Source organism: Dermabacter sp. HMSC06F07, from assembly GCF_001807345.1.
GTDB lineage: Bacteria > Actinomycetota > Actinomycetes > Actinomycetales > Dermabacteraceae > Dermabacter > Dermabacter hominis.
The window spans coordinates 234,735-255,814 of record NZ_KV788577.1 but is presented as its reverse complement, the minus strand read 5'-3'; the positions used below and the strand labels follow the sequence as shown (position 1 = coordinate 255,814).

At 63.0% G+C, this 21,080-nt stretch carries 20 protein-coding genes; 12 read left to right on the top strand and 8 right to left on the bottom strand.

Annotation, left to right across the window (positions count from 1 at the left end):
• From HMPREF3157_RS10715 to HMPREF3157_RS03460, 5 genes are all read right to left on the bottom strand, one after another.
• A partial coding sequence (locus HMPREF3157_RS10715) for an ABC transporter substrate-binding protein (RefSeq protein WP_246816500.1) occupies nt 1-789 on the bottom strand: 789 nt, incomplete at its 3' end.
• A 193-nt stretch (nt 790-982) separates the two neighbouring features.
• Nucleotides 983-2,716: an ABC transporter family substrate-binding protein gene (locus HMPREF3157_RS03475; protein ID WP_070435523.1), complete on the bottom strand. Its 1,734-nt coding sequence runs from the start codon at nt 2,714-2,716 to the stop codon at nt 983-985.
• A 74-nt stretch (nt 2,717-2,790) separates the two neighbouring features.
• Complete coding sequence (locus HMPREF3157_RS03470) at nt 2,791-4,908, bottom strand: dipeptide ABC transporter ATP-binding protein (protein ID WP_070435522.1); 2,118 nt, start codon at nt 4,906-4,908, stop codon at nt 2,791-2,793.
• A complete protein-coding gene (locus HMPREF3157_RS03465) occupies nt 4,859-5,842 on the bottom strand; it encodes an ABC transporter permease (protein ID WP_070435521.1) in 984 nt (327 codons plus the stop codon). Before HMPREF3157_RS03465 ends, HMPREF3157_RS03470 begins: the two co-directional genes overlap by 50 nt.
• A 4-nt stretch (nt 5,843-5,846) precedes the next feature.
• A complete protein-coding gene (locus HMPREF3157_RS03460) occupies nt 5,847-6,842 on the bottom strand; it encodes an ABC transporter permease (RefSeq protein ID WP_070435520.1) in 996 nt (331 codons plus the stop codon).
• A gap of 369 nt (nt 6,843-7,211) precedes the next feature.
• Between HMPREF3157_RS03460 and HMPREF3157_RS03455 the strand changes: the two genes are divergently transcribed.
• Together HMPREF3157_RS03455 and HMPREF3157_RS03450 are read left to right on the top strand one after the other, a co-directional pair.
• On the top strand, nt 7,212-8,471 hold the full coding sequence (locus HMPREF3157_RS03455; RefSeq protein WP_070435519.1) for a HesA/MoeB/ThiF family protein: 1,260 nt from the start codon (nt 7,212-7,214) through the stop codon (nt 8,469-8,471).
• Between the two features lie 349 nt (nt 8,472-8,820).
• Complete coding sequence (locus HMPREF3157_RS03450) at nt 8,821-9,834, top strand: hypothetical protein (RefSeq protein WP_141740601.1); 1,014 nt, start codon at nt 8,821-8,823, stop codon at nt 9,832-9,834.
• A 130-nt stretch (nt 9,835-9,964) separates the two neighbouring features.
• Here the strand turns inward: HMPREF3157_RS03450 and HMPREF3157_RS03445 are convergent, their stop codons facing one another.
• Nucleotides 9,965-10,240, bottom strand: coding sequence for a MoaD/ThiS family protein (locus HMPREF3157_RS03445; protein ID WP_070435517.1), 276 nt, complete (start codon nt 10,238-10,240; stop codon nt 9,965-9,967).
• Nucleotides 10,241-10,265: 25 nt separating this feature from the next.
• The gene (locus HMPREF3157_RS03440) at nt 10,266-11,495 is read right to left on the bottom strand and encodes a GTP 3',8-cyclase MoaA (protein ID WP_070435516.1); all 1,230 of its coding nucleotides are present in this window, start codon (nt 11,493-11,495) and stop codon (nt 10,266-10,268) included.
• A gap of 100 nt (nt 11,496-11,595) precedes the next feature.
• Between HMPREF3157_RS03440 and glp the strand changes: the two genes are divergently transcribed.
• Genes glp through HMPREF3157_RS03420 form a run of 4 tightly spaced genes read left to right on the top strand, consistent with a single transcriptional unit; the run spans nt 11,596 to nt 14,418 of the window.
• Nucleotides 11,596-12,918, top strand: a complete 1,323-nt coding sequence (glp, locus tag HMPREF3157_RS03435; RefSeq protein WP_016663889.1) for a molybdopterin molybdotransferase MoeA — start codon at nt 11,596-11,598, stop codon at nt 12,916-12,918.
• Complete coding sequence (gene moaC / locus HMPREF3157_RS03430) at nt 12,915-13,442, top strand: cyclic pyranopterin monophosphate synthase MoaC (protein ID WP_016663890.1); 528 nt, start codon at nt 12,915-12,917, stop codon at nt 13,440-13,442. Before glp ends, moaC begins: the two co-directional genes overlap by 4 nt.
• On the top strand, nt 13,439-13,933 hold the full coding sequence (locus HMPREF3157_RS03425) for a MogA/MoaB family molybdenum cofactor biosynthesis protein (protein ID WP_016663891.1): 495 nt from the start codon (nt 13,439-13,441) through the stop codon (nt 13,931-13,933). The genes moaC and HMPREF3157_RS03425 overlap by 4 nt, the downstream gene beginning before the upstream one ends.
• Nucleotides 13,930-14,418: a molybdenum cofactor biosynthesis protein MoaE gene (locus tag HMPREF3157_RS03420; protein WP_016663892.1), complete on the top strand. Its 489-nt coding sequence runs from the start codon at nt 13,930-13,932 to the stop codon at nt 14,416-14,418. Before HMPREF3157_RS03425 ends, HMPREF3157_RS03420 begins: the two co-directional genes overlap by 4 nt.
• 101 nt (nt 14,419-14,519) lie before the next feature.
• Here the strand turns inward: HMPREF3157_RS03420 and HMPREF3157_RS10495 are convergent, their stop codons facing one another.
• The gene (locus HMPREF3157_RS10495; protein WP_016663893.1) at nt 14,520-14,693 is read right to left on the bottom strand and encodes a hypothetical protein; all 174 of its coding nucleotides are present in this window, start codon (nt 14,691-14,693) and stop codon (nt 14,520-14,522) included.
• A 439-nt stretch (nt 14,694-15,132) separates the two neighbouring features.
• Here HMPREF3157_RS10495 and groES point away from each other — a divergent pair, with 439 nt between their 5' ends.
• The 6 genes from groES to guaB all read left to right on the top strand — a co-directional run bounded on the left by groES (nt 15,133) and on the right by guaB (nt 21,071).
• Nucleotides 15,133-15,429, top strand: a complete 297-nt coding sequence (groES, locus tag HMPREF3157_RS03415; RefSeq protein WP_016663894.1) for a co-chaperone GroES — start codon at nt 15,133-15,135, stop codon at nt 15,427-15,429.
• Nucleotides 15,430-15,439: 10 nt separating this feature from the next.
• Nucleotides 15,440-17,026, top strand: coding sequence for a chaperonin GroEL (gene groL, locus HMPREF3157_RS03410; RefSeq protein ID WP_016663895.1), 1,587 nt, complete (start codon nt 15,440-15,442; stop codon nt 17,024-17,026).
• 256 nt (nt 17,027-17,282) lie between these two features.
• Nucleotides 17,283-17,924 (top strand): hypothetical protein, encoded by a 642-nt coding sequence (locus tag HMPREF3157_RS03400; protein WP_141740599.1) that lies wholly within the window; start codon nt 17,283-17,285, stop codon nt 17,922-17,924.
• A gap of 29 nt (nt 17,925-17,953) precedes the next feature.
• A complete protein-coding gene (locus HMPREF3157_RS03395; protein WP_070435513.1) occupies nt 17,954-18,931 on the top strand; it encodes a pseudouridine synthase in 978 nt (325 codons plus the stop codon).
• Complete coding sequence (locus HMPREF3157_RS03390; protein WP_070435512.1) at nt 18,924-19,565, top strand: hypothetical protein; 642 nt, start codon at nt 18,924-18,926, stop codon at nt 19,563-19,565. The genes HMPREF3157_RS03395 and HMPREF3157_RS03390 overlap by 8 nt, the downstream gene beginning before the upstream one ends.
• Nucleotides 19,566-19,574: 9 nt before the next feature.
• Nucleotides 19,575-21,071: an IMP dehydrogenase gene (guaB, locus tag HMPREF3157_RS03385; protein WP_070435511.1), complete on the top strand. Its 1,497-nt coding sequence runs from the start codon at nt 19,575-19,577 to the stop codon at nt 21,069-21,071.
• The last annotated feature ends 9 nt before the right edge of the window (nt 21,072-21,080 follow it).

The following is a 21,080-nucleotide window of genomic DNA, read 5'->3' as shown; positions in this document are numbered from 1 at the left end:
AAGCTTCGGAGCGCGGCCCCACCACTTGTCATTGCGCTTCACCGTGACCACGCCACCGGTGGCATCAATGTTGTCGATCTTGAACGGGCCGCGCGTGAGGGGCGGTTCGCTCGAGAGACCGTTGAACGCCTCGGGCGTTGCAGTGATGGCCTTCGGCAAGCTCGGGTAGAGGTACACGTTCCAGAACGGGAACGTCTCCGCGTACTCGATCTCCGCCTCAAAGTCGTTGATCTTGCGGATCTCCTTGATCGAGCTCCAGCCGGTCGTCGAGGCCGTCTGGTAAGCCTCGTTCTCGCCGTTCTGCGCTTTCTGCTGAGAGATGAAGTCGTCAACCGTGACGGGCGTGCCATCGCTCCACACGGCCTTCTCGTTGTACTTCACGGTGACGATCTGCGGATCTTCGCTCGTGAGCTCGGCCGACGTCAAGTAATCGGGGTTGAGTTCAACGCCGCCCTTTTCATCGGCCTTGAGCGGCGTCTCCGGCGAAACGGTCTCCATGATTGCGGAAACGGAAACCTCGTTGCCATCGATGTGGCTCTGGTTCCAGTTCGCGGGAATCTGGGGGATCGCCACGGTAAACGTGCCGCCATCGGCAACCTTGTCGTAGTCGGCGCGCTCCCACGCGGTCGAGGGGAGCTTCATCTGCTCCTCTACGGCTTTTTCGTTTGCAGCGCTTGCCTGCTTCGCGCGCTCTTCGGCGCTCTGCTGCGAGCACGCGGTGAGTGCTGCCGCGGCGCCAGTCAGGGCAGTGCCCTGAAGGAAGAGACGGCGGGTGCTTGTGAAAGCCATGATGGCCTTTCTCGAGAATGGTCGGGGGACTCTCTCGATCGTATCGTTGACGCTTCAGGAATTTCGACAAAAGTCCTGCTGAGAACCATCGTTGTGGGCCAAAGAACACTCATTGTGAACAAGAATGACCCCGCCTGGTTGCACGCGACCAGGCGGGGCCTTCGGTGGTGTGGTGAGTAAGTGCTTAGGCTACTTAGCCTTCCTTACCCGGCTCGTAACCAACGGCCGTGTAATCGACCGTTTCGAGCTGCGCGGAGCCGATATTCACGAGCCCCTCCTTGAGGCCGGTGATGTTGGGCGTCGCGTAGAACGGAAGCACGGTGTAGCTCTCGGCAACCTTCTTCGAGTACTCGTTCGCGATCTCGCGGCGCTTCGCCTTATCGAGCTCAGACTGGAGGCGCGTGTTGATCTCCGTGAGCTTCTCGTCTTTAAAGCCCGTGTAGTTCTGCTGCGAATCCGGCAGGTACGTGTTCGAACTCGAAAGTTCGGCAAGCAGGGTACCCACCCAGCTAAACGTCACGAAATCGAAGCTCTGCTTGAGGATGTAGTCGGTGAAGTACTTGTCGCTCGGAACGGTCTTCAGATCAATCTCGAAACCAGCCTGGTTGAGGTTCGTCATGATCTGGCGAGCGCGGTCCTCGTTCGACTTCGCCTCCGCAGGAATAATGATCGAGAACTTGAGCTTCTTGCCGTCCTTCTCGTACACCTTGCCGTTGAGCGTGTACCCCGCATCTTCGAGGATCTTCTTCGCGCCCTCCGTGTCGGCGTCAGGCGAAAGGTTGTCGCCGAACGAATCCTCGTAGCCCTCCTGACCAGGCATGTACACGTAATTGTTCTTGAGAACAATGGGTGCCTCGAGGGGCTCAACCACCGTGCGACCCACGGCGTTTCGGTCCACCGCGGCAAAGATAGCCTTGCGCACCTCAATGTCCTGAAGAATGCCCTCACCAGCGTTCACATTGAGCGTGAGGTGGGTCCACGTGAGACCATTCGAACGCTGAATCTGCGCGCCCTTGCGGCCCTTCGCCTGGCCGAGCGTGTCACCATCGGCGATGTCGATGACGTCGATTTCGCCATTGGCAAAGGCCTGCGGCATGTTCTGCTGAGTGGTGACCTTGAAAATAACCTTCTCAAGCTTCGGAGCGCGGCCCCACCACTTGTCGTTGCGCTCCATCGTGACGACACCGCCGTTTTGATCAACGCTCGTGATCTTAAACGGACCGCAGCCGGGAACAGGATCGTTCACATATCCCTTGTTGAAGGCTTCGGGGGTCTCGAAGAGCGCCTTTGGGCCACTCGGGTAGGTGAAGCTTAGCCAATCAGGGAACGGGTTCTTGTACTCGATTTCCGCGGTGAAGTCGTCCTTCGCGCGGACCTCCTTGATGGAGTCCCATCCCTGAGTTGTGACGGCCGCAAACTCTTCGTTTTCGCCGTTGCAGGCCTTCCACTCGGCGATGAGATCGTTCACGGTGACGGGCGAACCGTCGTTATCCCATACGGCCTTTTGGTTGAACTTCACGGTGACGATCTGGGGATCTTCGCTCGTGATCTCGGCCGACTCGATGTAATCAGGATTCGGGCTCATCTGGCCTTTTTCATCGGCAATGATGCTTCGGGCGTTGCCCTTCCAGTTCGAGACGTTGGTTGTCGCTACCTCGTTGCCGTCGATGTGGCTCGGGTTCCAGTTCGCCGGAATTTGCGTGATCGCAACTGAGAGCGTGCCACCCTCGGCAACCTGATCGTAATCCAGGCGCTTCCACGCGGTCGAAGGAAGCTTCTCTGCTTCCTTCGCAGCGGCATCATTCTTCTTCTTGTTTTCTTCCTTCTGCTCCTCGGCGCTCTTCTGCGAGCAGCCTGCGACGGCGGCGGCGACACCCGTGATAGCCGTGCCCTGGAGGAAAAGTCGGCGAGTACTCGTGATCTTCATGGTTATCTCACTTCCTGTGTGAAGCCGCGGCCCTTTTTAAGGGAAAAGGGGTTCTCGGGCCGCGGAAAAAGTTTCTACTGATCGTCGTCTAGACGCCAGGTCTCCTCGGCATGATGGCATTCCACCCGGGAGGCTCCGACCTGCGTGCCCTGAGGGTCCGCAGTCCGGCACAGGTTCTGCTGCTCTTCGCTGAGCATCCCGATCAGGGGGCATCGCGAAGCAAAGTTGCAGCCGATGATCTCTTCAGTGGGGCTTGGTTGATCCCCCTCAAGAAGAACTCGCGTACGGGCGCGCTCAAGCTTCGGATCCGGAACCGGAACCGCCGACATGAGAGCACGCGTGTAGGGATGCTTCGGGTTCTCAAAGACATCCTGGACGGGGCCGTATTCAACGATGCGGCCCAGATACATCACCGCAATGTTGTCGGCGATCTCGCGCACAATCGCGAGGTCGTGAGCCACGAAAAGGTAGCTCAAACCGAGTTCATCGCGGAGATCCTCGAGCAGGTTGATCACGCCGGCCTGAACGGACACGTCCAGAGCCGATACGGGCTCATCGAGCACGAGAAGCTTAGGTTCGGTGATGAGCGCGCGCGCAATACCAATGCGCTGGCGCTGGCCACCGGAAAACTCGTGGGGGTAGCGATCGGCCATCTCCGGGTCGAGACCCACGCGTTCAAGGAGCTCGTAGACGCGCTTGTAACGCTCGTCCTTCGGCACCTTGTGCACGGTGAGGGGTTCGGCAATGATGTCGCCCACTGGCATGCGTGGATCAACCGCAGCCATCGGATCCTGGAACACGATCTGCACGTCCTTGCGTAGGGCAAGGCGTTCCTTCTTGTTCTTCAGGGTTGAGACATCGACGCCGCTCACCTCGAGCGTTCCGTGCTGCGGCGCAACGAGTTCGAGGATCTCAAGGCTCGTCGTGGACTTGCCCGAACCTGACTCGCCCACGAGGCCGAGGGTCTGGCCAGGCTTGATTTCGAACGAAACGTTGTCCACGGCCTTCACGACGCCCACCTGGCGGCGGAAGACTGCACCCTTGAAAAGGGGGAAGTGGCGTTGGATCTCGGTCGCCTTGACGATCGGCTGATCCTTATCGTGGTTTTTCACCACGCGCTCCGTGTGCGGGGGGCGGGGGAAAATATCCGACGGTTTCAGGGTGCCCGCCGCGATCTCATCCGCACGGTGGCAGGCCACCTCACGCTTCGTTTCGCCCGGCTGCTCAGCGAGCTCGGGCTCCTCGGTACGGCAAAGATCGATGGCCGCAGGGCAACGATCTGCGAAGGGGCAGCCCGGCTTGAGGTTCGCGAGGCTCGGCGGACGACCTTCGAGGGGGACGAGCCGGTCTTTCCCAGCCGTAAGCATGTTGGGAACCGAGCGGAGCAAGCCCATCGTGTATGGCATGCGAGGCTCGGCGAAGATCTCCTCGACTCCGCCCTTTTCCACGAGCTTCCCGGCGTACATCACGGCGACGCGATCAACGTTGCCCGCGACAACGCCGAGATCGTGTGTAATGAGCACGACTGCAGCGCCCGTAACTTCCTTCGCCTTCTGGAGAACCTCGAGGATTTGCGCCTGGATCGTCACGTCGAGAGCTGTCGTCGGCTCGTCGGCGATGATGAGCCTCGGGTCATTCGCCATCGCGATCGCGATCATCGCGCGCTGGCGCATGCCGCCCGAAAACTCGTGGGGGAAGGCCTTCACGCGGCGCTCGGCGGCAGGGATGCCAACGATCTTGAGCAGCTCGATCGAGCGTTCGCGAAGAGCCTTTGCGCTCATGTTCGAGTTGTGAAGCGTGAGAGCTTCCTCGATCTGCTGACCGATCGTGTACACGGGGGTGAGTGCGCTCAGCGGATCCTGGAAGATCATCGAGATCTCGCGGCCGCGGAGGTCGGAGAGCTGACGGTCGCTCTTCTTGAGGAGCGATTCGCCGCGATACGTGATCTCGCCGGTGATCTTCGCAGACGTCGGAAGAAGGCCCATGACTGCCATCGAGCTCACGGATTTGCCGGAACCGGACTCGCCTACGATGCCGAGAAACTCGCCTTCGTGGACGTCGTAGTTCACGCCACGCACGGCGCGCACGTCGCCAGCAGCGTTCGGGAAGGTGACCGTGAGGTCTTTGACGGAAAGAAGTGGTTCAGGCACGGTTGACCTCGCTCGTGGGATCGATAGCGTCGCGGAGGGCATCGCCAAGCAAATTCACGGACGTGAGCAGGGCGACGAGGAACGTAGCGGGAATCACAAACAGCCACCAGCGGGTAAGAACCGCGTTTTGACCATTCGCGATGAGCGTTCCAAGGGAGACGTCGGGCGGCTGGATGCCGAGGCCGAAGAAGCTCAGCGACGTTTCGGAAAGGATGGCGCCACTCACGCCAAGGCACGCATCGATGATGAGCAGCGAGGCGACGTTTGGAATGATGTGGCGCGCAAGGATCGTGCCGGTGCCCACGCCCATGTAGCGTGCGGCCTTGACGTATTCGCGGTCCTTGAGCGACTTGGTTTGGTTCTTGACGATTTGTGCCATGATCATCCAGCCGAAGCCCGCGATCGCCACGACGATGACGATCCAGCTCACGTTCGACAGGAGCGGCGAAATGATCATGAGCACGTAGAACACGGGAAGCACGAGCAAGAGATTAATGATCCAGTTCACGAACGTCTCGAACTTGCCACCGAGGTAGCCCGCGAGCGAACCCACGAACGCAGCGATAAGGGTGGCAGCAGGTGCGGCAAGCAGGCCAATAAGGAGCGACTTGCGAAGCGCCTCGACCATCGACGCGTAGAGGTCGACGCCGATCGAGTCCGTGCCAAACCAGTGCTGAGCGCCTGGCGGTGCGTTGTAGCTGTATGAATCCGCTTCGCCGAGCTCATACACGTTCGGAATGTTGCCGAACAGGGCAAAGAGCACAATGCCGCCGAGGACGATCGCGCCGATCCAAAAGTTCGGCTTGCGCTTCAAACGGCGCCACACGAGGGCCCAGCGTGAAAGTGGCTTTTGCTGCTTCTTAGCGGCTTGATTGCCACCGGGGCCGGCGGTCGCGGTTTCAGTTTCGTCGACGGGAACAGCTTCCGGAAGGTCGGTCGAATCGCTTACGGGGGGTACGGGGTTGCTCGTACTCATGGCGTCACACCCTCACTCGCGGATCGAGCGCCGCGTAAAGAACTTCGGAAAGCATCGAGGAAAACAGAATCACGATCGACGTGAAGCACACGTTGCCCGCGAGGGCGTTCACATCGGATTGCTGCACTGCGTTAATGCCGTACTGGCCCATGCCGGCCCACGAGAAAATCATCTCGAGAAACGCTGCACCTGCAACGAGCGTGCCGAATGAATAAGCGAAGTATGTGGACATGGGGATGAGGGCGACGCGTACGCCGTGCTTCACGAGCGCATGATTACGTGTGGCGCCCTTCGCGCGGGCAGTGCGAATGAAATCGCTTCCGAGAACATCGAGCATGATCGAACGCTGGTAGCGCGAATAGCCGGCGGCACCAAAAGCTGCGAGCACGATTGTGGGCAGAATCAGGTGGTTCATGCTATCGAGGAAGGCTGTCATCCCGCCCTGCGCGCGCAGCGTCGGCGTGTACGAGCCGCTGAAACGAATGAGCTGGGTTCCAACCGCCTGGTTGAGTTTCGTTGCCACAACCATCATCAAGAGGCCGCCCACGAAGGTCGGAGTCGAGATGAGAATGTAGGAGGCGTAGGAGACGACCTGATCCGAAAGCTTGTACTGGCGAACAGCGCCCCACACGCCGAGGGCCACGCCAATAATCGCGCCGAGGAGCGCACCCGCGATGAGAAGGCGCAGCGACACGCCCGCGCGCATCGTCATCTGGTCGATGACCCACTGACCCGAAATGTCCTTGCCGAGCTTCTCGCTCCATGGCTTGACAACGATGTTCGAAAGCCAGGTCCAGGTGCGCTGGAGGATCGGCACCTTGTCGTTCATGTTGAGTTCGTTGAGGGCCGCGTCAATTGAGGCCTCGGGGATCGGGGGATTTTGCCCGAGCCAGCGGCGCCGTGGGTAGAAGAAGCTGCCAGCCGCGATGTAGGCGAACACGGTAGCCACGACGGTGAGGATCGCGTAGTTCGCGAAGCGGCGAAGGAGATACTTTGTCACGAGAGTGCTCCGATCAGAGCGGTCTTACGCTCGTCGACATCCTTAGCTCCCCACATGCGGCGCGGGGGTGCTGCGGCGCGAGGGTCGCTGAGGTTGGTGGACATAAGGGACACGTGCGTTTTCCTTATTTCGTATCGCCGCCCGGGGGCGGTGGGACCGGATGCGCCCGGGGGCGCGGGGATGCTTCAGAGTAGTTCAATTCGCTAATCGGGGCGCCTATTCTCGTAATGTGAACAGTGGCGTCACGGAAAGGTCATGAACTATTCATGGAACGGTTGAACTGTACCCCATGTGAGGTGGTTCACCGCGCCATTCTGGTGGATTATTCCCACCCACCTAGGTTGAGGTCAAATTCTGAGACTGGAAGTCATGGTTAATTATGCACCCGGAGCGTCGGGGTCCGCACTGAGTGGAGCGGATTATCGGCGATACTCACGACATCTTCTTCTGCCGGGCTTCACGCCCGAGAGTCAGCAAAGGTTGAGGTCAGCGAAGGTTGCAGTCGTAGGTGCGGGTGGACTTGGGGCGCCAATCCTTCAGTATCTCGCCGCGGCCGGAGTCGGCTCGTTGACTGTCATCGATGCAGATTTAGTGGATAGTTCCAACTTACAGCGGCAGGTTATTCACTCCGAAGCTGCCGTCGGAACCCCAAAAGTTTCCTCCGCCGCCAAGGCTGTTCATGCGCTCAACCACGCCGTTCACGTGCGCGAGATCCCTGAGGTTCTTACGCCTGCGAACGCGCTCGACATTCTCGCGGGGCACGATCTCGTACTTGATGGCACTGATAATTTTCCCACTCGTTACCTTGTGTCCGACGCATGCGAGATCCTCAATATGCCCCTGATCTGGGGGTCTATCCTCGCCTTTGACGGTCAAGTCGCCGCTTTCTTCAGTGATGATGGACGTGGCGTCACCTATCGCGACGTGCATCCTCGCCCGCCGCAACCAGGGGAGGTGCCGAGCTGTAGCGAGGCTGGGGTTCTCGGACCACTCGTGGGAGTCATCGGCTCAACCATGGCTATGGAAGCACTGAAGATTCTCACGGGGCTCGGGTCGCCGCTTTATGGACGACTCCAGCTTTATAGTGCGCTCACGGGTGAGTGGACTCGCATCGATGTTGAGCGTAAGCCAGGCCGACTACCCGTCACCGAGATCGAGGATCTTGTCGAGACCTGCGGGTTTCCGACGATGACCGCGCCACCGTTTGCTTCTGCGACCGGTGCCGGTTTCACTAGCACTGACGGTGAAGCCGACGAAGCCGAAGCAAACGACGCCGACTATTCTTCTGCCGCTCCTACTTCGAACCTTGACCCCGAAGTGCTTTCCCCTTCCGAGGCGCTTCGGGAGGCGGCCGATGGGCGTCTGCTCATCGACATCCGCGAAGAGTCGGAAGCTGCAAAGGGCATGCTGCCTCACGCCGTGAACATCCCGAAGGATCAACTGATGGAGTTTGCTCGAGGGGAGCGGGCAAGCGTCGGGCCCTTGAGTGGGGTTGATGACCTGCGTGGCGCAATCCTCCACTGCGCGGGTGGCGCCCGATCGGCGGCGGCCCAGGCTGAGCTCGCCGCCCTCGGGATTGAGGTGGGGGATATGGCGGGAGGATACGTGGCCGCGTCTCTCGGCGGCTAGGCCGGGACGGAAGCTTCGTCGCATCGGGTCTTAGGCCTCGACCCTTTTTCCCGGCCTAGAATGCTAAACCCAACGTTTGCGGTGGTATTCGCGGTTATTGCGCCACAAACGTTGGGTGCAGATTCGGGGGCATGCGCCGTAGTCGCCGAATCCCGTCCATGAACGTTGGGTGAGGATTTGGAAGCATGGCCTGTCGTCGCCGAGTTTGTTCGGTAGCCGCCGGCAGCAGCTTCCGATGCCTTCATTCCAGCGTCACTCAGTCTCTTCGGGCGCTACCCCACTTTGAAAGTTATCCACAATTTGGCAGTCGCCGCTTTTTCGATGGTCCTGTCGCGGCAAGACTGACTCCATGACTCGACCTCCCTCGCCACTGCCGAGCAAGCTTCCGCCAGTGTTCACCGCGAATGATCTCGCCGCGCTCGGCGGCACACGCGACCGGCTCCGCCGCAGCGACATTACGATCCTCGGCCCGGGTATCTATGCCAACGACAATCGTGACTTCACGGAGTCCGAACTTGCGCGGGCTCTATGTGCGAAATATCCACACCTCGTGCTTTCGGGGGTGAATGCGGCGCGCGTGCACGAGATGCCGCTGCCTCCTCAGCTCTCGACGTGGGAACCCGCGGCTCCGATGAGCTTTGTTACGCCGCTGAAAGCAGCGAGGCCTAATCCGCTCATTGACGTTCACTTTTCTCGGATCGATGAGCATGAGATTCGCACTCTCACGAACGGTGAGCACAGGCTTCGGATCATGTCGCGTGTGCGCACGTGGCTCGATCTCGCGTCGATCGTTCCGCTCGATTACCTCGTGGCTGCGGGCGATGCCCTTGTGCGGGTGCCTCGATCGACACTCGAGTTCGGGCGCACCGCTCCGTACGCGACGCTCGCCGAACTGGAGACCGCGGTCGCCGCTTATCCAGGCTTGCCCGGTATTTGTCGTGCACGCCGCGCGCTTGAACTCATTCGAGTGGGATCTGATTCGGCGCAAGAAACCCGGGCTCGGCTCGCGATGGTCTTTGCTGGGCTCAAGGAGCCGAGTCTCAACGTGCCGATTCACGATGCTCGTGGGCGCATTGTGTGTGCGCCGGATTTCTGGTGGGAGAGGGAAGGCGTCGTCGGGGAGTATGACGGGGAGTATCACCGAAAAATTGACGCCATCGAGCAAGATCGAGCAAAGGATTTCTTCTACGCCGATCGCGGCCTCGAGGTGTTCCGGCTTCACGTTCGTGACCTGCCAGTTTTGCCGGTCAAAGCGCCCGATGATGTCGTGGCACGAGCACTCGCGAACTCACGGGCGGCGTCTATCGCGAAGAGGGCCTTGAGACGTCGAGTGAAAGTTGTGTGCAGCCCAACGCGGCGGTAGCGAGGCCCGCGTGCAGTTCGTATCGAGAATCTGTACCCAACATTTGTGGCGCAATGGCCTCGAATACCGCCACAAATGTTGGGTTTAGTTTCCTAGGCCGGGAGGAAGGGAACCGGGAGAGAGTCGAGCCTCAGCCGCCCGCGAACGGCGGCAGAACATCTACGCGGATACCGCCATCGGCGCCTTCGATAAGGCGTGCCGCGGGGTCGTTTTCGCTCACCTTGTTCACGAGGAAGCTGCATCGATCGAGCACTACTGCGGCGTCGGCCCCCGCCGATTCAATGGCACCTGACCTGAGGGCATCGAGCAGGTCCCCGAGGGTGTCGCCCTCGAACTGGACGAATTGGGAGTCGGTGCCAAAAGCGTGGGCAGCACCGGCGAAGAAGCGGACGTCGGCCCTGGTCATCGTGTGAATCCTTTCGGTCATGTCTTTAACCTCCGATCGCACTCATGGGGCGTTCGGGCTGCACGAAGTCGCTGCGATCCATGCCGTGGCCCGCCTGCTTTCCCCATTGGGCGGCGCGCCACCGTTCGGCGATGTCTTCGTCGCTCGCCCCGGATCGCATGAGGCCAAGCAGATCGGTCTCGCTGTGGGAGAAGAGGCACGTGCGCACGCGGCCCTCGGCAGTAAGGCGAGTGCGGGTGCAATCCGCGCAGAAGGGGCGCGTTACGGAAGCGATAATTCCGACGGTTCCCAGCGACTCCTCACGCGGCCTTTCGCACGTCTCTATGAACGGTTCGCCGGGGGTCGGAGGCAGAACTTGGCGCACAGCTTCCGTATCCGCTGGATCGATGTCACGCTCCTTCAACACCCCTGCGATCGTGCCCGGCGCACCCGGCGCCGAAGCGCCCGACCGCGGCCATACCTCGAATTTCTCGGCGGGGGCACCGCCGCGAGTTTCGCGCACGGGGTGCATCACGTAGTAGGGGCTGAGAAGCTGCCATACATCGTTCGCCGTGACCATGCGTTCGCGGTTCCAGCGTCCCGCACCGTCGAGCGGCATGTATTCGATGAAACGAAGCTCAAGCCCCCTCTCGAGGCACCAGGCGAGGAGCTCAGCGGCTTCGTGTTCGTTCGCACCGGGTTGGAGAACGGCGTTGATTTTGACCGGGCTCAGCCCCGCTTCGCGCGCGGCATCAATGCCCTCGAGGACGCGGTGGAGGAATGGACGCCGGGTGATCGCTTCGAAAGTTTCGGAGTGCGCCGAATCAAGCGAGATATTAACCCTGTTGAGCCCCGCCTCCACGAGCTTCGTTGCGCGCTTTTCGAGCCCGATCGCGTTGGTTGTGAGCGAGATATCGGGTCTCGGTGAAAGCGCGGCCACGGACTCGATGATCTCGGGAAGATCGGCGCGCGTAAGTGGCTCGCCGCCCGTGAAACGCACTTCCCGGATTCCGAGCTCCTCCACGCCGATGCGGACGAACCGCGCGACCTCCTCGACGCTCATGAGCTGCGGTTTCTTGAGGAATTGGAGGCCGGCCTCGGGCATGCAGTAGGTGCAGCGGAGGTTGCAGAAATCCGTGAGGGAGATGCGCAGGTCGCGCGCCGTACGCCCGAAGGTGTCGATGAGCGCGCCCGTTGCGGGGCGCCCTTCGGTCGAGGGCGCTTCCTCGATGGGGTCCATGGCGCGGGGCTTCGGCATCCCGAGATCGATCGACATGCTCTCCTTTACGGGGAACGACAAAGAGGTGTCACACCAGCTTAGGGGACTTTCGCGCGCTACCCTAGAGGCCCTGGCCACACGAGGAAGGAACACCACCGTGGAGCAAGACTCGCGCCTCGCGCCTGGTCGCATCCCTCTCGCCGAGCACCGGCGGAGCCTTCGGGAGCTCATGGGCGCCGTGCTGGATTCGCCACACGCCCCGGGCGTGGCAACCGTCGGCCTCGAACGTGCCCGAGGCCGCACCCTCTCCCGAGACGTGACCTCGCCCGTGAATGTGCCTCCCGTCGCAAACTCGCAGATGGACGGCTTCGCGCTCAACGTTGAAAGCCTCGCCCCAACCCCCGACGGTGCCCCGATTACGCTTCCGCTCGGCCCTCTCATCGCGGCGGGCGACGAGCCCTCGACGCTCGAGCCGGGATCGGCTCGCCCCATCATGACGGGCGCCCCCATCCCCGCGGGCGCGAACGCCGTGATCCCCGTCGAAGAGACCGCGGTCGGCCGTTTTGCTCAGCGGACGAAAGAAGAATCCGACGTCGGCCAGCAACCGTCGGACCTCACGTTTACCCTTGCCCCCGAGCACCGCACCGAGGGGTGTTTCGTGCGCCCCGCGGGAAGCGACACCGAGTGCGGCGACGTTGTCGCGCGGGCGGGCCAGGTGCTGACTGCGCGCCTGATCGGGCACCTCGCTTCTGTTGGCGTGGCCGAAGTGGAGGTGCGCGAGCGGCTGCGCGCCGTTGTCGTCTCGACGGGAACTGAAGTGCGCGAGCCGGGGGAGCCGGAGCCGGATGACTGGCGCATTTTTGATGCGAACTCCTTCCTCGTGTCCGCGGCGCTTGAAGACGCGGGGATCGAGGTGTGCGCCAGGCTTCGCGTTCCGGATGATCCGCGTGCGCTTCTCGATGACGTGGGTGCGGCATGCGAGAGTGCCCGGGCGCATCTTGTCGTGTCGACCGGCGGGGTGAGTGCGGGGGCCGTCGAGCCGATTCGCCAGGCGGCCCAGATGGCAGCCTCGCCGCTGCGCCTCGCGTTTGACAAGGTGGCGATGCAGCCGGGAGGGCCGCAAGGACTCGGGATGCTCGCGGCGGAGCATGGCGAGGTCGCGTGGATCGCGCTACCCGGCAACCCGGTTTCGGCGTACGTGAGCCTCGAGATGTTCGTTCGCGACGCCCTCGCAGCACCGCCGCGCGCGCGTGTGCACCTGCCGGTGCGCACACAAACCGGCGCGAGCGAGCCTTCCCCGGAGGGGCTCGTGCAGGTGCGGCGGGCCCGGCTCAACGCTGACTCAACTGTGAAGCTCGTGGGCGGCCCCGGTTCGCATCTCGTGGGCGCGCTCGCCCTGAGCGATGCGCTCGTGCTTATTCCCCCGGAGGTCACGCGCGTGGCCGACGGCGACATTCATGAGGTGATGATTCTTCGATGACCAGTGTCAACAGTGGCGATAGCAGCCCCCTTACGCACGTGCGCTCCGACGGTTCGAGCCACATGGTCGATGTGTCGAGCAAAGCCGTCACGACCCGCGAAGCTGTCGCGAGCGCGACCCTGACGAGCCGCGCCGACGTGATCGACCGGGTTCTCGCGGGCGAGCTGCCGAAGGGGGAGGCGCTCAGCGTCGCCCGAGTTGCGGGCATCATGGCGGCCAAGCGCACACACGAGCTGATCCCGCTGTGCCACCCGCTTCCCATTACCAAGGTCACCGTGGACTTCGCGCGGATCGCTCCCGAGGCGATCGAGGTTCGCGCGCGCGTCAAGACCGAGGGGAAGACTGGCGTCGAAATGGAAGCACTCACGGCGGCGAGCGTTGCGGCGCTCACGGTGTACGACATGGTGAAGGCCGTCGATCACCTCGCGGTAATCGGCGACGTCAAGGTTCTCGCGAAGTCCGGGGGTAAGAGCGGCGATTGGGACCGTAACGTCGCGAGCGGCGACAAGGGCGGTGCGCGGTGAAGTGTGTGGGGGAGCGCGGTTGGTCGGCGTGCGTGATCGTCGCCTCGACGCGCGCGGCTCGCGGCGAATACGAAGACCTCACGGGACCCGTGCTCTCCGCGTGGCTTGAACGGTGCGGCTTTCGCGGGTGTGGCGTCACGGTGGTTCCGGATGGGCCCGACGTTGGCCGCGCCCTTGCAGATGTCATCGCCTCGGGAGTGGATCTCGCGATCACGACGGGAGGCACCGGCCTCACGCCGAGCGATGTCACGCCGGAACAAACTCGCCCCCACCTCACGCGAGAGATCCCCGGGATTGCGGAAGCTTTGCGACTCAAGGGGCGCGAATCGACGCCGTACGCGGTAGTGAGCAGGGGGCTTGCCGGTTTCGCCGGTCGCACTCTCGTGGTGAATCTGCCCGGCTCCCGTGGTGGAGTGAAGGACGGTATGGCGGTGCTCGAGCCCATTGTCGAGCACGTCCTGCGCCAGCGCGATGGGGGAGGTCACGAATGAGCGAGGGGAAAGACGTGAAAGCAGTGCAGGATGAGCGCGACCCGCGCCTCGGCGGCGTCGAGGACCGCGTGCGTCACGCGAGCGTGAGTGGCGAGCCGGTCGCCGTCGCTGACATGGTCCGTTGTGTCGAGGATCGGCGCTGCGGCGCGCTCGTGACCTTCGACGGACTCGTGCGCGACCACGATGAGGGGCGCGGGGTTGTGCGTCTCGCCTACGAGGCGCACCCGAGCGCGAGCGAGGTCATGGCCAATGTGGTGCGCACGATCGCCGAGCGCTACCCGGATGTGCTCGTCGCCGCAAGCCACCGCCACGGTGCTCTTGAGGTGGGCGATTCGGCGCTCGTTGCTGCGGTCGCAGCTCCCCACCGGGCGCGTGCATTCGAGGCGTGTGCGGATCTCGTGGATGAGGTGAAGGCGCGCGTTCCGATTTGGAAGGACCAGTATTTTTCCGACGGTACCCACGAGTGGGTCGCCGCGATCGGCTGAGGAGCGTTTCGATCTTAGGTTTTGGGGCATGAATAAACGCCCGGCGCTGCTGCGCTCGTAGGAGCGGCGCGCGGGGCGTTCGGTAGGTGAGGTTGGGGGATTTAGCGGCCGAGACCGAGGGTTGTCGAGCCCTGGCTGCTCCGGGCCTGTGCGATTGCCGCGAAGTCGCCGCCAAGTCGGTTCTTGTGAACCGTGTTGTGTCTTTCGACGTCCTGTCCAACCATGTGATCGGCGAGGTTTTCGAAGGTCTTGAAGATTGAGCGGATGATGGTCATTTTGGGTGTGTCCTCACTACCGGTGGTACCTAATTTGTGCGCGAAAAGTGGCGGTAGAGCGCTCTCCACCGCTGGTTTCTCACGTGTTTCAATCTTATGAAGTGGACACAAAGTCGCGCTAGGGTGGACCGTGTGATATGGAACCCGGGTTCCGGTATGCCGGATATGTGACGTAGGAGCCGCGGGCTTATGGGACCTAGGCCCCGTTTTGACCCGAATCCCACCCACCTGAATTGCATAGGAGTTGTGGGGGTTTGCGCTCCGCGTAAAGCTGGCACTCAGCTTTGACGAGTGCTAACGGGCACACTAGTCTTGATCCGTTGGCAGTCTCAGCGTGAGAGTGCCAAAGGTGCGCCGGGTTGCTCGGCACCGCGACGACGAGCATCCCACCGTGGCACACCCGTCAACTTCACATTGATTAAAGAAGGAGTGAGGTCGCATGTCGGTCTCCATTAAGCCCCTCGAGGACCGTGTCGTCGTCCGCCCGCTCGAAGCCGAGCAGGTGACTGCTTCGGGCCTGATCATCCCCGACACTGCCAAGGAAAAGCCCCAGGAGGGCGAGGTCGTCGCCGTTGGCGAAGGCCGCTTCGACGACAAGGGTGCTCGCATCCCCATGGACGTCAAGGTTGGTGACAAGGTCGTCTTCTCGAAGTACGGCGGCACCGAGCTGAAGTACGGCTCCGAGGAATACCTCGTTCTGAGCCAGCGCGACGTTCTCGCAATCATCGAAGGCTGAAAGGCTCACCGTGGCAAAAGAAATCATTTACGACGAGGAGGCGCGTCGCGCGCTTGAGCGCGGCGTCGACAAGCTCGCGGACACCGTCAAGGTGACGCTTGGCCCCAAGGGCCGCAACGTCGTCCTCGACAAGAAGTGGGGCGCCCCCACCATCACGAACGACGGCGTGACGATCGCTCGCGAGGTCGAGCTCGATGATCCTTACGAGGATCTCGGCGCTCAGCTCGCGAAGGAAGTCGCGACCAAGACCAATGACGTTGCTGGCGACGGCACGACGACCGCAACCGTTCTCGCCCAGGCGCTCGTGCACGAGGGCCTGCGCAACGTTGCTTCGGGTGCCGCCCCCGCGGCGCTCAAGCGCGGCATGGAGAAGGCTGTCGAGGCCCTCAGCGAGAAGCTCGGCGAGATCGCGATCGACATCGATTCGAAGGAGCAGACCGCTTCCGTCGCGACCGTGTCGTCGCAGGATGCCGAGATCGGTGAGCTCCTTGCCGAGGCATTCGACAAGGTTGGCAAGGACGGCGTCATCACGGTCGAGGAGTCCTCGACGACGGCGCTCGAGCTCGACTTCACCGAGGGCATGCAGTTCGACAAGGGCTTCATCTCCCCGCACTTCGTGACCGACGCTGACCGCCAGGAAGTCGTTCTCGAAGACGCCTACGTGCTCATTAACCAGGGCAAGATCTCGAACGTGCAGGAGTTCCTGCCCGTGCTCGAGAAGGTTGTGGAGTCCGGCAAGCCCCTCTTCGTGATTGCCGAGGACGTCGAGGGCGAAGCCCTCGCAACCCTCGTGGTCTCGAAGCTGCGCGGCTCCTTCAAGGGCGCCGCTGTAAAGGCTCCTGCCTTCGGCGACCGCCGCAAGGCCATGATGCAGGACATCGCGATCCTCACGGGCGCTGAGGTCATCACGCCGGATCTCGGCCTCGACCTCAAGACGACCGAGCTCAGCCAGCTCGGCACCGCACAGCGTGTTGTCATCACGAAGGACAACACGACCATCGTGGGCGGCGCCGGTGATGTCGAAGCCGTGTCCGATCGCGTCCAGCAGATCAAGGCAGAAATTGAGAACACCGATTCCGAGTGGGACCGCGAGAAGCTCCAGGAGCGCCTCGCGAAGCTCTCGGGCGGCGTGTCCGTCATCAAGGTTGGCGCGCACACCGAGGTCGAGCTCAAGGAAAAGAAGATGCGCATCGAAGACGCGGTCGCCGCAACGCGTGCCGCGATCGAAGAGGGCATCGTCGCTGGCGGTGGCTCGGCCATCGTCCAGGCCGCGACCGTCCTCGCCGATGATCTCGGGCTCGAGGGTGACGAGGCCGTCGGCGTTCGCGCCGTCGCCAAGGCCGTTGCTGAGCCGCTGCGCTGGATCGCCGAGAACGCCGGTGAGGAAGGCTACGTCGTAGTCGAGAAGGTCAAGGAGTCCCCGGTGGGCACCGGCCTCAACGCTGCGACCGGCGAATACGTCGACCTCGTCGACGCTGGCATCATCGACCCGGTCAAGGTGACGCGCAGCGCCCTGCGCCACGCCGCCTCGATCGCGGGCCTCGTTCTGACGACCGAGACCCTCGTCGTCGACAAGCGCGAGGACGACGAAGAGTAGTCAATCGTCGGCCCCCCATCTCACGCGCCCCGCTCCTTGAGGTTTCTCGAGAAGCGGGGCGTATTCTTAGCGGAGTGCACCCACAACGCGCCGCGCGCGCCCACGCACACCGAAGCCCGAACTGCCGAAACTCGCGAGAGTGAGAGGGGATCGCATGAGCGCAGTGTTCCACTCACCATCGCGCAGCACGCCCAGGGGTGAGTGCCCCACGCAGGATGTGACGACGAGACACAACGGCAAGGCGCACAGGATTGTTATGCGGCCGAGCCCCGCGGCCATGAGCGCCTCGCTCCTTGCGGCGATCGTGTTCACGGTTCTTCTTGAATTTCTCGTGGGCATCAGTTTCATCGGTCAGGGCCTCTGGAGTGATGCGCGACTGTTTCGCGATCACTGGTTCACCCTGCCGCTTTACGTGTGGTTCGGTGTCGTGGCTCTTGCGCTCATCGGGGTGCTGCGCATCGTCAGCCAGTGCGTGATCCTTCAGGACGATCGGATCAAGGTTCGAGGGCTCTTCCGTATCCCGCGTTCGGCGCGCTGGAGTGCGCTTTCGGGAATCTGGCTCGTGCGCGACATCTACCGCGGTAAAGAACCCCGTGACCCCGTGGAATCCGAGGTCGATGCCTTCGATGCCGCCCTCATCATGCGCTCGAGTACGAGCCGCGTTGCGAACCTCTCGGGCGCGTTTTACGGCACGCGGGCGCAGTCAATTCTCGTGCGCGAAGCCGAGGCTCACGGCGTCAAAATCGACCATATTGATCATGCGCGCCCCGGTGAGCTTGCCCGCATGATGCCCGGCTCGCTGACGGTCATCGATCGCCACCCGAACATGTTCGTGCTCGCGATTGTCGCGTTCTACGCCGCGCACAATGTGCTGACCTTCATGATCTGGGGGATTTGAAGCCACCGGTTCCTTGGCACAATGGAGCCATGCCTGCCCGCCGTACGAAGCGTTTTGCCCGCCCGCCTTTGCCGCAGAGGGCTGGGCTCGATGCCGTGAGGGTGGTGGCGGCGCCACGCGAGGTGGGCCGTCCGGTAGGCGAGGTGCTGCTGGACCGATTCCCTGCGCTCGGTTCGCCTGAGGCGCGTGACCTCGGTGCGCGTTTCGCCGAGGGCGAGGTCGTGGACCAGCATGGCGCCGCGTGGTCAGCCCAGGAGCCGATGATGCGTGCGCGCGAAGTATTTTTCCACCGGGAGCTCGCGCCGGAACCTTTCGAGCCGGCCGAGATTCCGATCGTGTACGAGGACGGGCATCTGCTCGTGGTCGCGAAGCCGCGCACGATGGCGAGCATTCCGCGCGGCGAGCACATTCGCCGCAGTGCCCTCGTGCGACTACGAGTCGCGCATGGGCTTCCCGATCTCTCGCCGATTCATCGGCTCGATAAGCAGACCGGCGGGATCCTCGTGCTCTCGAAGATTCCGCAGGAGCGGGGCGCCTACCAGCAGCTCTTCGCGCGCGGGGAAGTGCAAAAGCGGTACGTGGCGTGGGTGTCGGGGGAGGGGCCGACGCTTGCCGAACTCGAGCGCGGCCCGATCGAGATCCGCGAACCCATCGCGAAACGGCACGGTGATCTCTGGGCGCACATTGACCCGCATGGGAAAGAGGCGTGGACGAGCGTGCGGATGATGCGGCGTGAGGCGGAGAGCCGTCGGAGTCTCGTGAGCCTGGTACCGCATACGGGCCGCACCCACCAGCTGCGCGTGCACCTTGCACACGTGGGCCTGCCGATTGTGGGGGACGAACTGTATCCCGCGCCCCCGCCCGATCCCGCGACGGGGGAGCGGTCACGACGGGACGTGAGTGAGCCTCTCGCCCTGTGGAGCGTGCTCATGGCGTTCACTGATCCGGTGACGGGCAGGGAGCGTCGGTTCGAGTGGTGGCCGCCGGAGGTGCCGGGAGATGACTGAGCGCGTTGAGCCGCGTGTGAAAGGTGGCCGGATCGCGCTCGGCCCGACCTTTGTCGCGCGCCTAGTGCCGTGGCTCAAGTGGGGGGCGCCGCTCCTTGCCGCGCTGTTCCTTCCGGTCACGGGCCTGTATGTGGGGCGCATCAGCGGTTGGCCATGGTTTGTGTCGCTCCCGCTTGCGTGGTGTGCGGGCTGGGCCCTGCTCGCGCTGCTTCTGCTCGCCGTGCTCGCGTGCGTGCACAGGACTACCTGGTGGGACCCGGTTGCGGGCGAGGTCCGTCGGGGCCGGCAGCATCTTGCGGTCGCGCACGTCCAGGCGGTGGTTCCGGACTTTCGGCCCCAGGGTGTCACGGCGCTGGAGGCGGGGGAGGGGGCCCGACGCTTGCTCATCCCCTATAGCGGCTGGGACGACCGCAGTTACGAGGGAATCGCCGAATTCGAGCGGAGGGTATTTGCGGGGGAGGGGGCATCTCGCCCGCAGTTGCTTGCCCGTGACCGAGCCGCGCGAAAGTCCTGGGAGAACCGCGCTCTTGCGAAGAAGTACGGGATGGCGTGGCGCGGCGAATTCGAGGATCCGCACGTGTTTCTCGAAGCATTTGATGCGCGCAGGAAGCAACTGGCAAGGAGGCGGCGCTAAGGTTGGATCATGACGAATGATCCCTTCGGTTTTGTTGGCCTTACCTACGACGACGTGCTGCTTCTCCCCGGGGAGACGGACGTCATTCCCAGCGATGTTGATACGACCTCGCGCCTCACGCGCGAGATTAGCTTGAGGGTGCCCCTCGCCTCCGCCGCGATGGACACCGTGACCGAGGCCCGTATGGCGATTGCGATGGCGCGCCTCGGCGGTATTGGCATCCTCCACCGCAACCTTTCGATTGAGGATCAGGCCCACCAGGTCGACCTCGTGAAGCGTACCCAGACCGGTCGCATCCCGAATCCCGTGACCATCGGTCCGGAGGCGACTCTCGAGGACTTCGATGCGACGTGCGGCAACTACCGAGTTTCGGGCCTGCCCGTCGTCGATGAACACGGGAAGCTTCTCGGTATCTGCACGAACCGCGACCTGCGCTTCATTCCCGTCGCCGAGTGGGCGAGCACGAAGGTTGCGGACGTCATGACCCGCGAGGTGTACACGGCACCTACCGACGTGAGCCGCGACGAAGCAACGGCACTGCTGCGCAAGCACAAGCGCGAGCGACTTCCCCTCGTCGACGAGAACGGGACGCTCACGGGTCTCATCACCGTTAAGGACTTCGTCAAGAGCGAGCAGTTCCCGAATGCCTCGAAGGACGCCGAGGGGCGCCTGCTGATCGGCGCGGGCGTGGGCTTCTTTGGCGATTCCTACGAGCGCGCCGGTGCGCTGCGCGACGCGGGCGTCGACGTGCTCGTGGTCGACACCGCGAATGGTCACGCGCGCCTCGCCCTCGACATGATTCGCCGACTCAAGGCTGATAAGGCCTTCGACGGCGTTCAGATCATCGGCGGTAACGTCGCAACCCGCGAAGGTGCCCAGGCCCTGATTGACGCGGGCGTGGATGCCGTCAAGGTTGGCGTGGGCCCGGGCTCGATCTGCACGACTCGCGTCGTCGCCGGCGTCGGCGTCCCGCAGGTCACGGCCATTTATGAAGCCTCGAAGGCATGCAAGAGCGCGGGTGTTCCCCTCATTGGCGATGGTGGCCTGCAGTACACGGGCGACATCGCGAAGGCTCTCGTTGCCGGCGCCGATACCGTGATGCTCGGCTCGCTCCTCGCGGGCACCGCCGAGTCGCCCGGCGAGGTGATCCTCATGAACGGCAAGCAGTTCAAGAGCTACCGCGGCATGGGCTCGCTCGGCGCGATGGCCTCGCGCGGCAAAAAGTCCTTCTCGAAGGACCGCTACTTCCAGGCGGATGTCGAGACCGACGACAAGATCGTGCCCGAGGGCATCGAGGGAACCGTCGCCTACAAGGGCGCGCTCGGCACCGTCGTGCACCAGCTGACGGGCGGCCTTGCGCAGTCGATGTTCTACGTGGGGGCGCACACGATTCCCGAGCTCAAGGAGCGCGGGAAGTTTGTGCGCATCACGGCGGCGGGCCTCAAGGAGTCGCACCCGCACGATATGGCGCAGATCGTGGAGGCACCGAACTACCGCGCCCGCTAAAGCCTGGGG

What these genes read in the sequence shown, in the direction of transcription:
- HMPREF3157_RS03475 (WP_070435523.1), bottom strand. Translation starts at nt 2,716, where the DNA reads ATGAAGATCACGAGTACTCGCCGACTTTTCCTCCAGGGCACGGCTATC.
- HMPREF3157_RS03470 (WP_070435522.1), bottom strand. Translation starts at nt 4,908, where the DNA reads ATGCCCTCCGCGACGCTATCGATCCCACGAGCGAGGTCAACCGTGCCT.
- HMPREF3157_RS03465 (WP_070435521.1), bottom strand. Translation starts at nt 5,842, where the DNA reads ATGAGTACGAGCAACCCCGTACCCCCCGTAAGCGATTCGACCGACCTT.
- HMPREF3157_RS03455 (WP_070435519.1), top strand. Translation starts at nt 7,212, where the DNA reads ATGGTTAATTATGCACCCGGAGCGTCGGGGTCCGCACTGAGTGGAGCG.
- HMPREF3157_RS03450 (WP_141740601.1), top strand. Translation starts at nt 8,821, where the DNA reads ATGACTCGACCTCCCTCGCCACTGCCGAGCAAGCTTCCGCCAGTGTTC.
- HMPREF3157_RS03445 (WP_070435517.1), bottom strand. Translation starts at nt 10,240, where the DNA reads ATGACCAGGGCCGACGTCCGCTTCTTCGCCGGTGCTGCCCACGCTTTT.
- HMPREF3157_RS03440 (WP_070435516.1), bottom strand. Translation starts at nt 11,495, where the DNA reads ATGTCGATCGATCTCGGGATGCCGAAGCCCCGCGCCATGGACCCCATC.
- moaC (WP_016663890.1), top strand. Translation starts at nt 12,915, where the DNA reads ATGACCAGTGTCAACAGTGGCGATAGCAGCCCCCTTACGCACGTGCGC.
- HMPREF3157_RS03420 (WP_016663892.1), top strand. Translation starts at nt 13,930, where the DNA reads ATGAGCGAGGGGAAAGACGTGAAAGCAGTGCAGGATGAGCGCGACCCG.
- HMPREF3157_RS10495 (WP_016663893.1), bottom strand. Translation starts at nt 14,693, where the DNA reads ATGACCATCATCCGCTCAATCTTCAAGACCTTCGAAAACCTCGCCGAT.
- groES (WP_016663894.1), top strand. Translation starts at nt 15,133, where the DNA reads ATGTCGGTCTCCATTAAGCCCCTCGAGGACCGTGTCGTCGTCCGCCCG.
- HMPREF3157_RS03400 (WP_141740599.1), top strand. Translation starts at nt 17,283, where the DNA reads ATGCGGCCGAGCCCCGCGGCCATGAGCGCCTCGCTCCTTGCGGCGATC.
- HMPREF3157_RS03395 (WP_070435513.1), top strand. Translation starts at nt 17,954, where the DNA reads ATGCCTGCCCGCCGTACGAAGCGTTTTGCCCGCCCGCCTTTGCCGCAG.
- HMPREF3157_RS03390 (WP_070435512.1), top strand. Translation starts at nt 18,924, where the DNA reads ATGACTGAGCGCGTTGAGCCGCGTGTGAAAGGTGGCCGGATCGCGCTC.
- guaB (WP_070435511.1), top strand. Translation starts at nt 19,575, where the DNA reads ATGACGAATGATCCCTTCGGTTTTGTTGGCCTTACCTACGACGACGTG.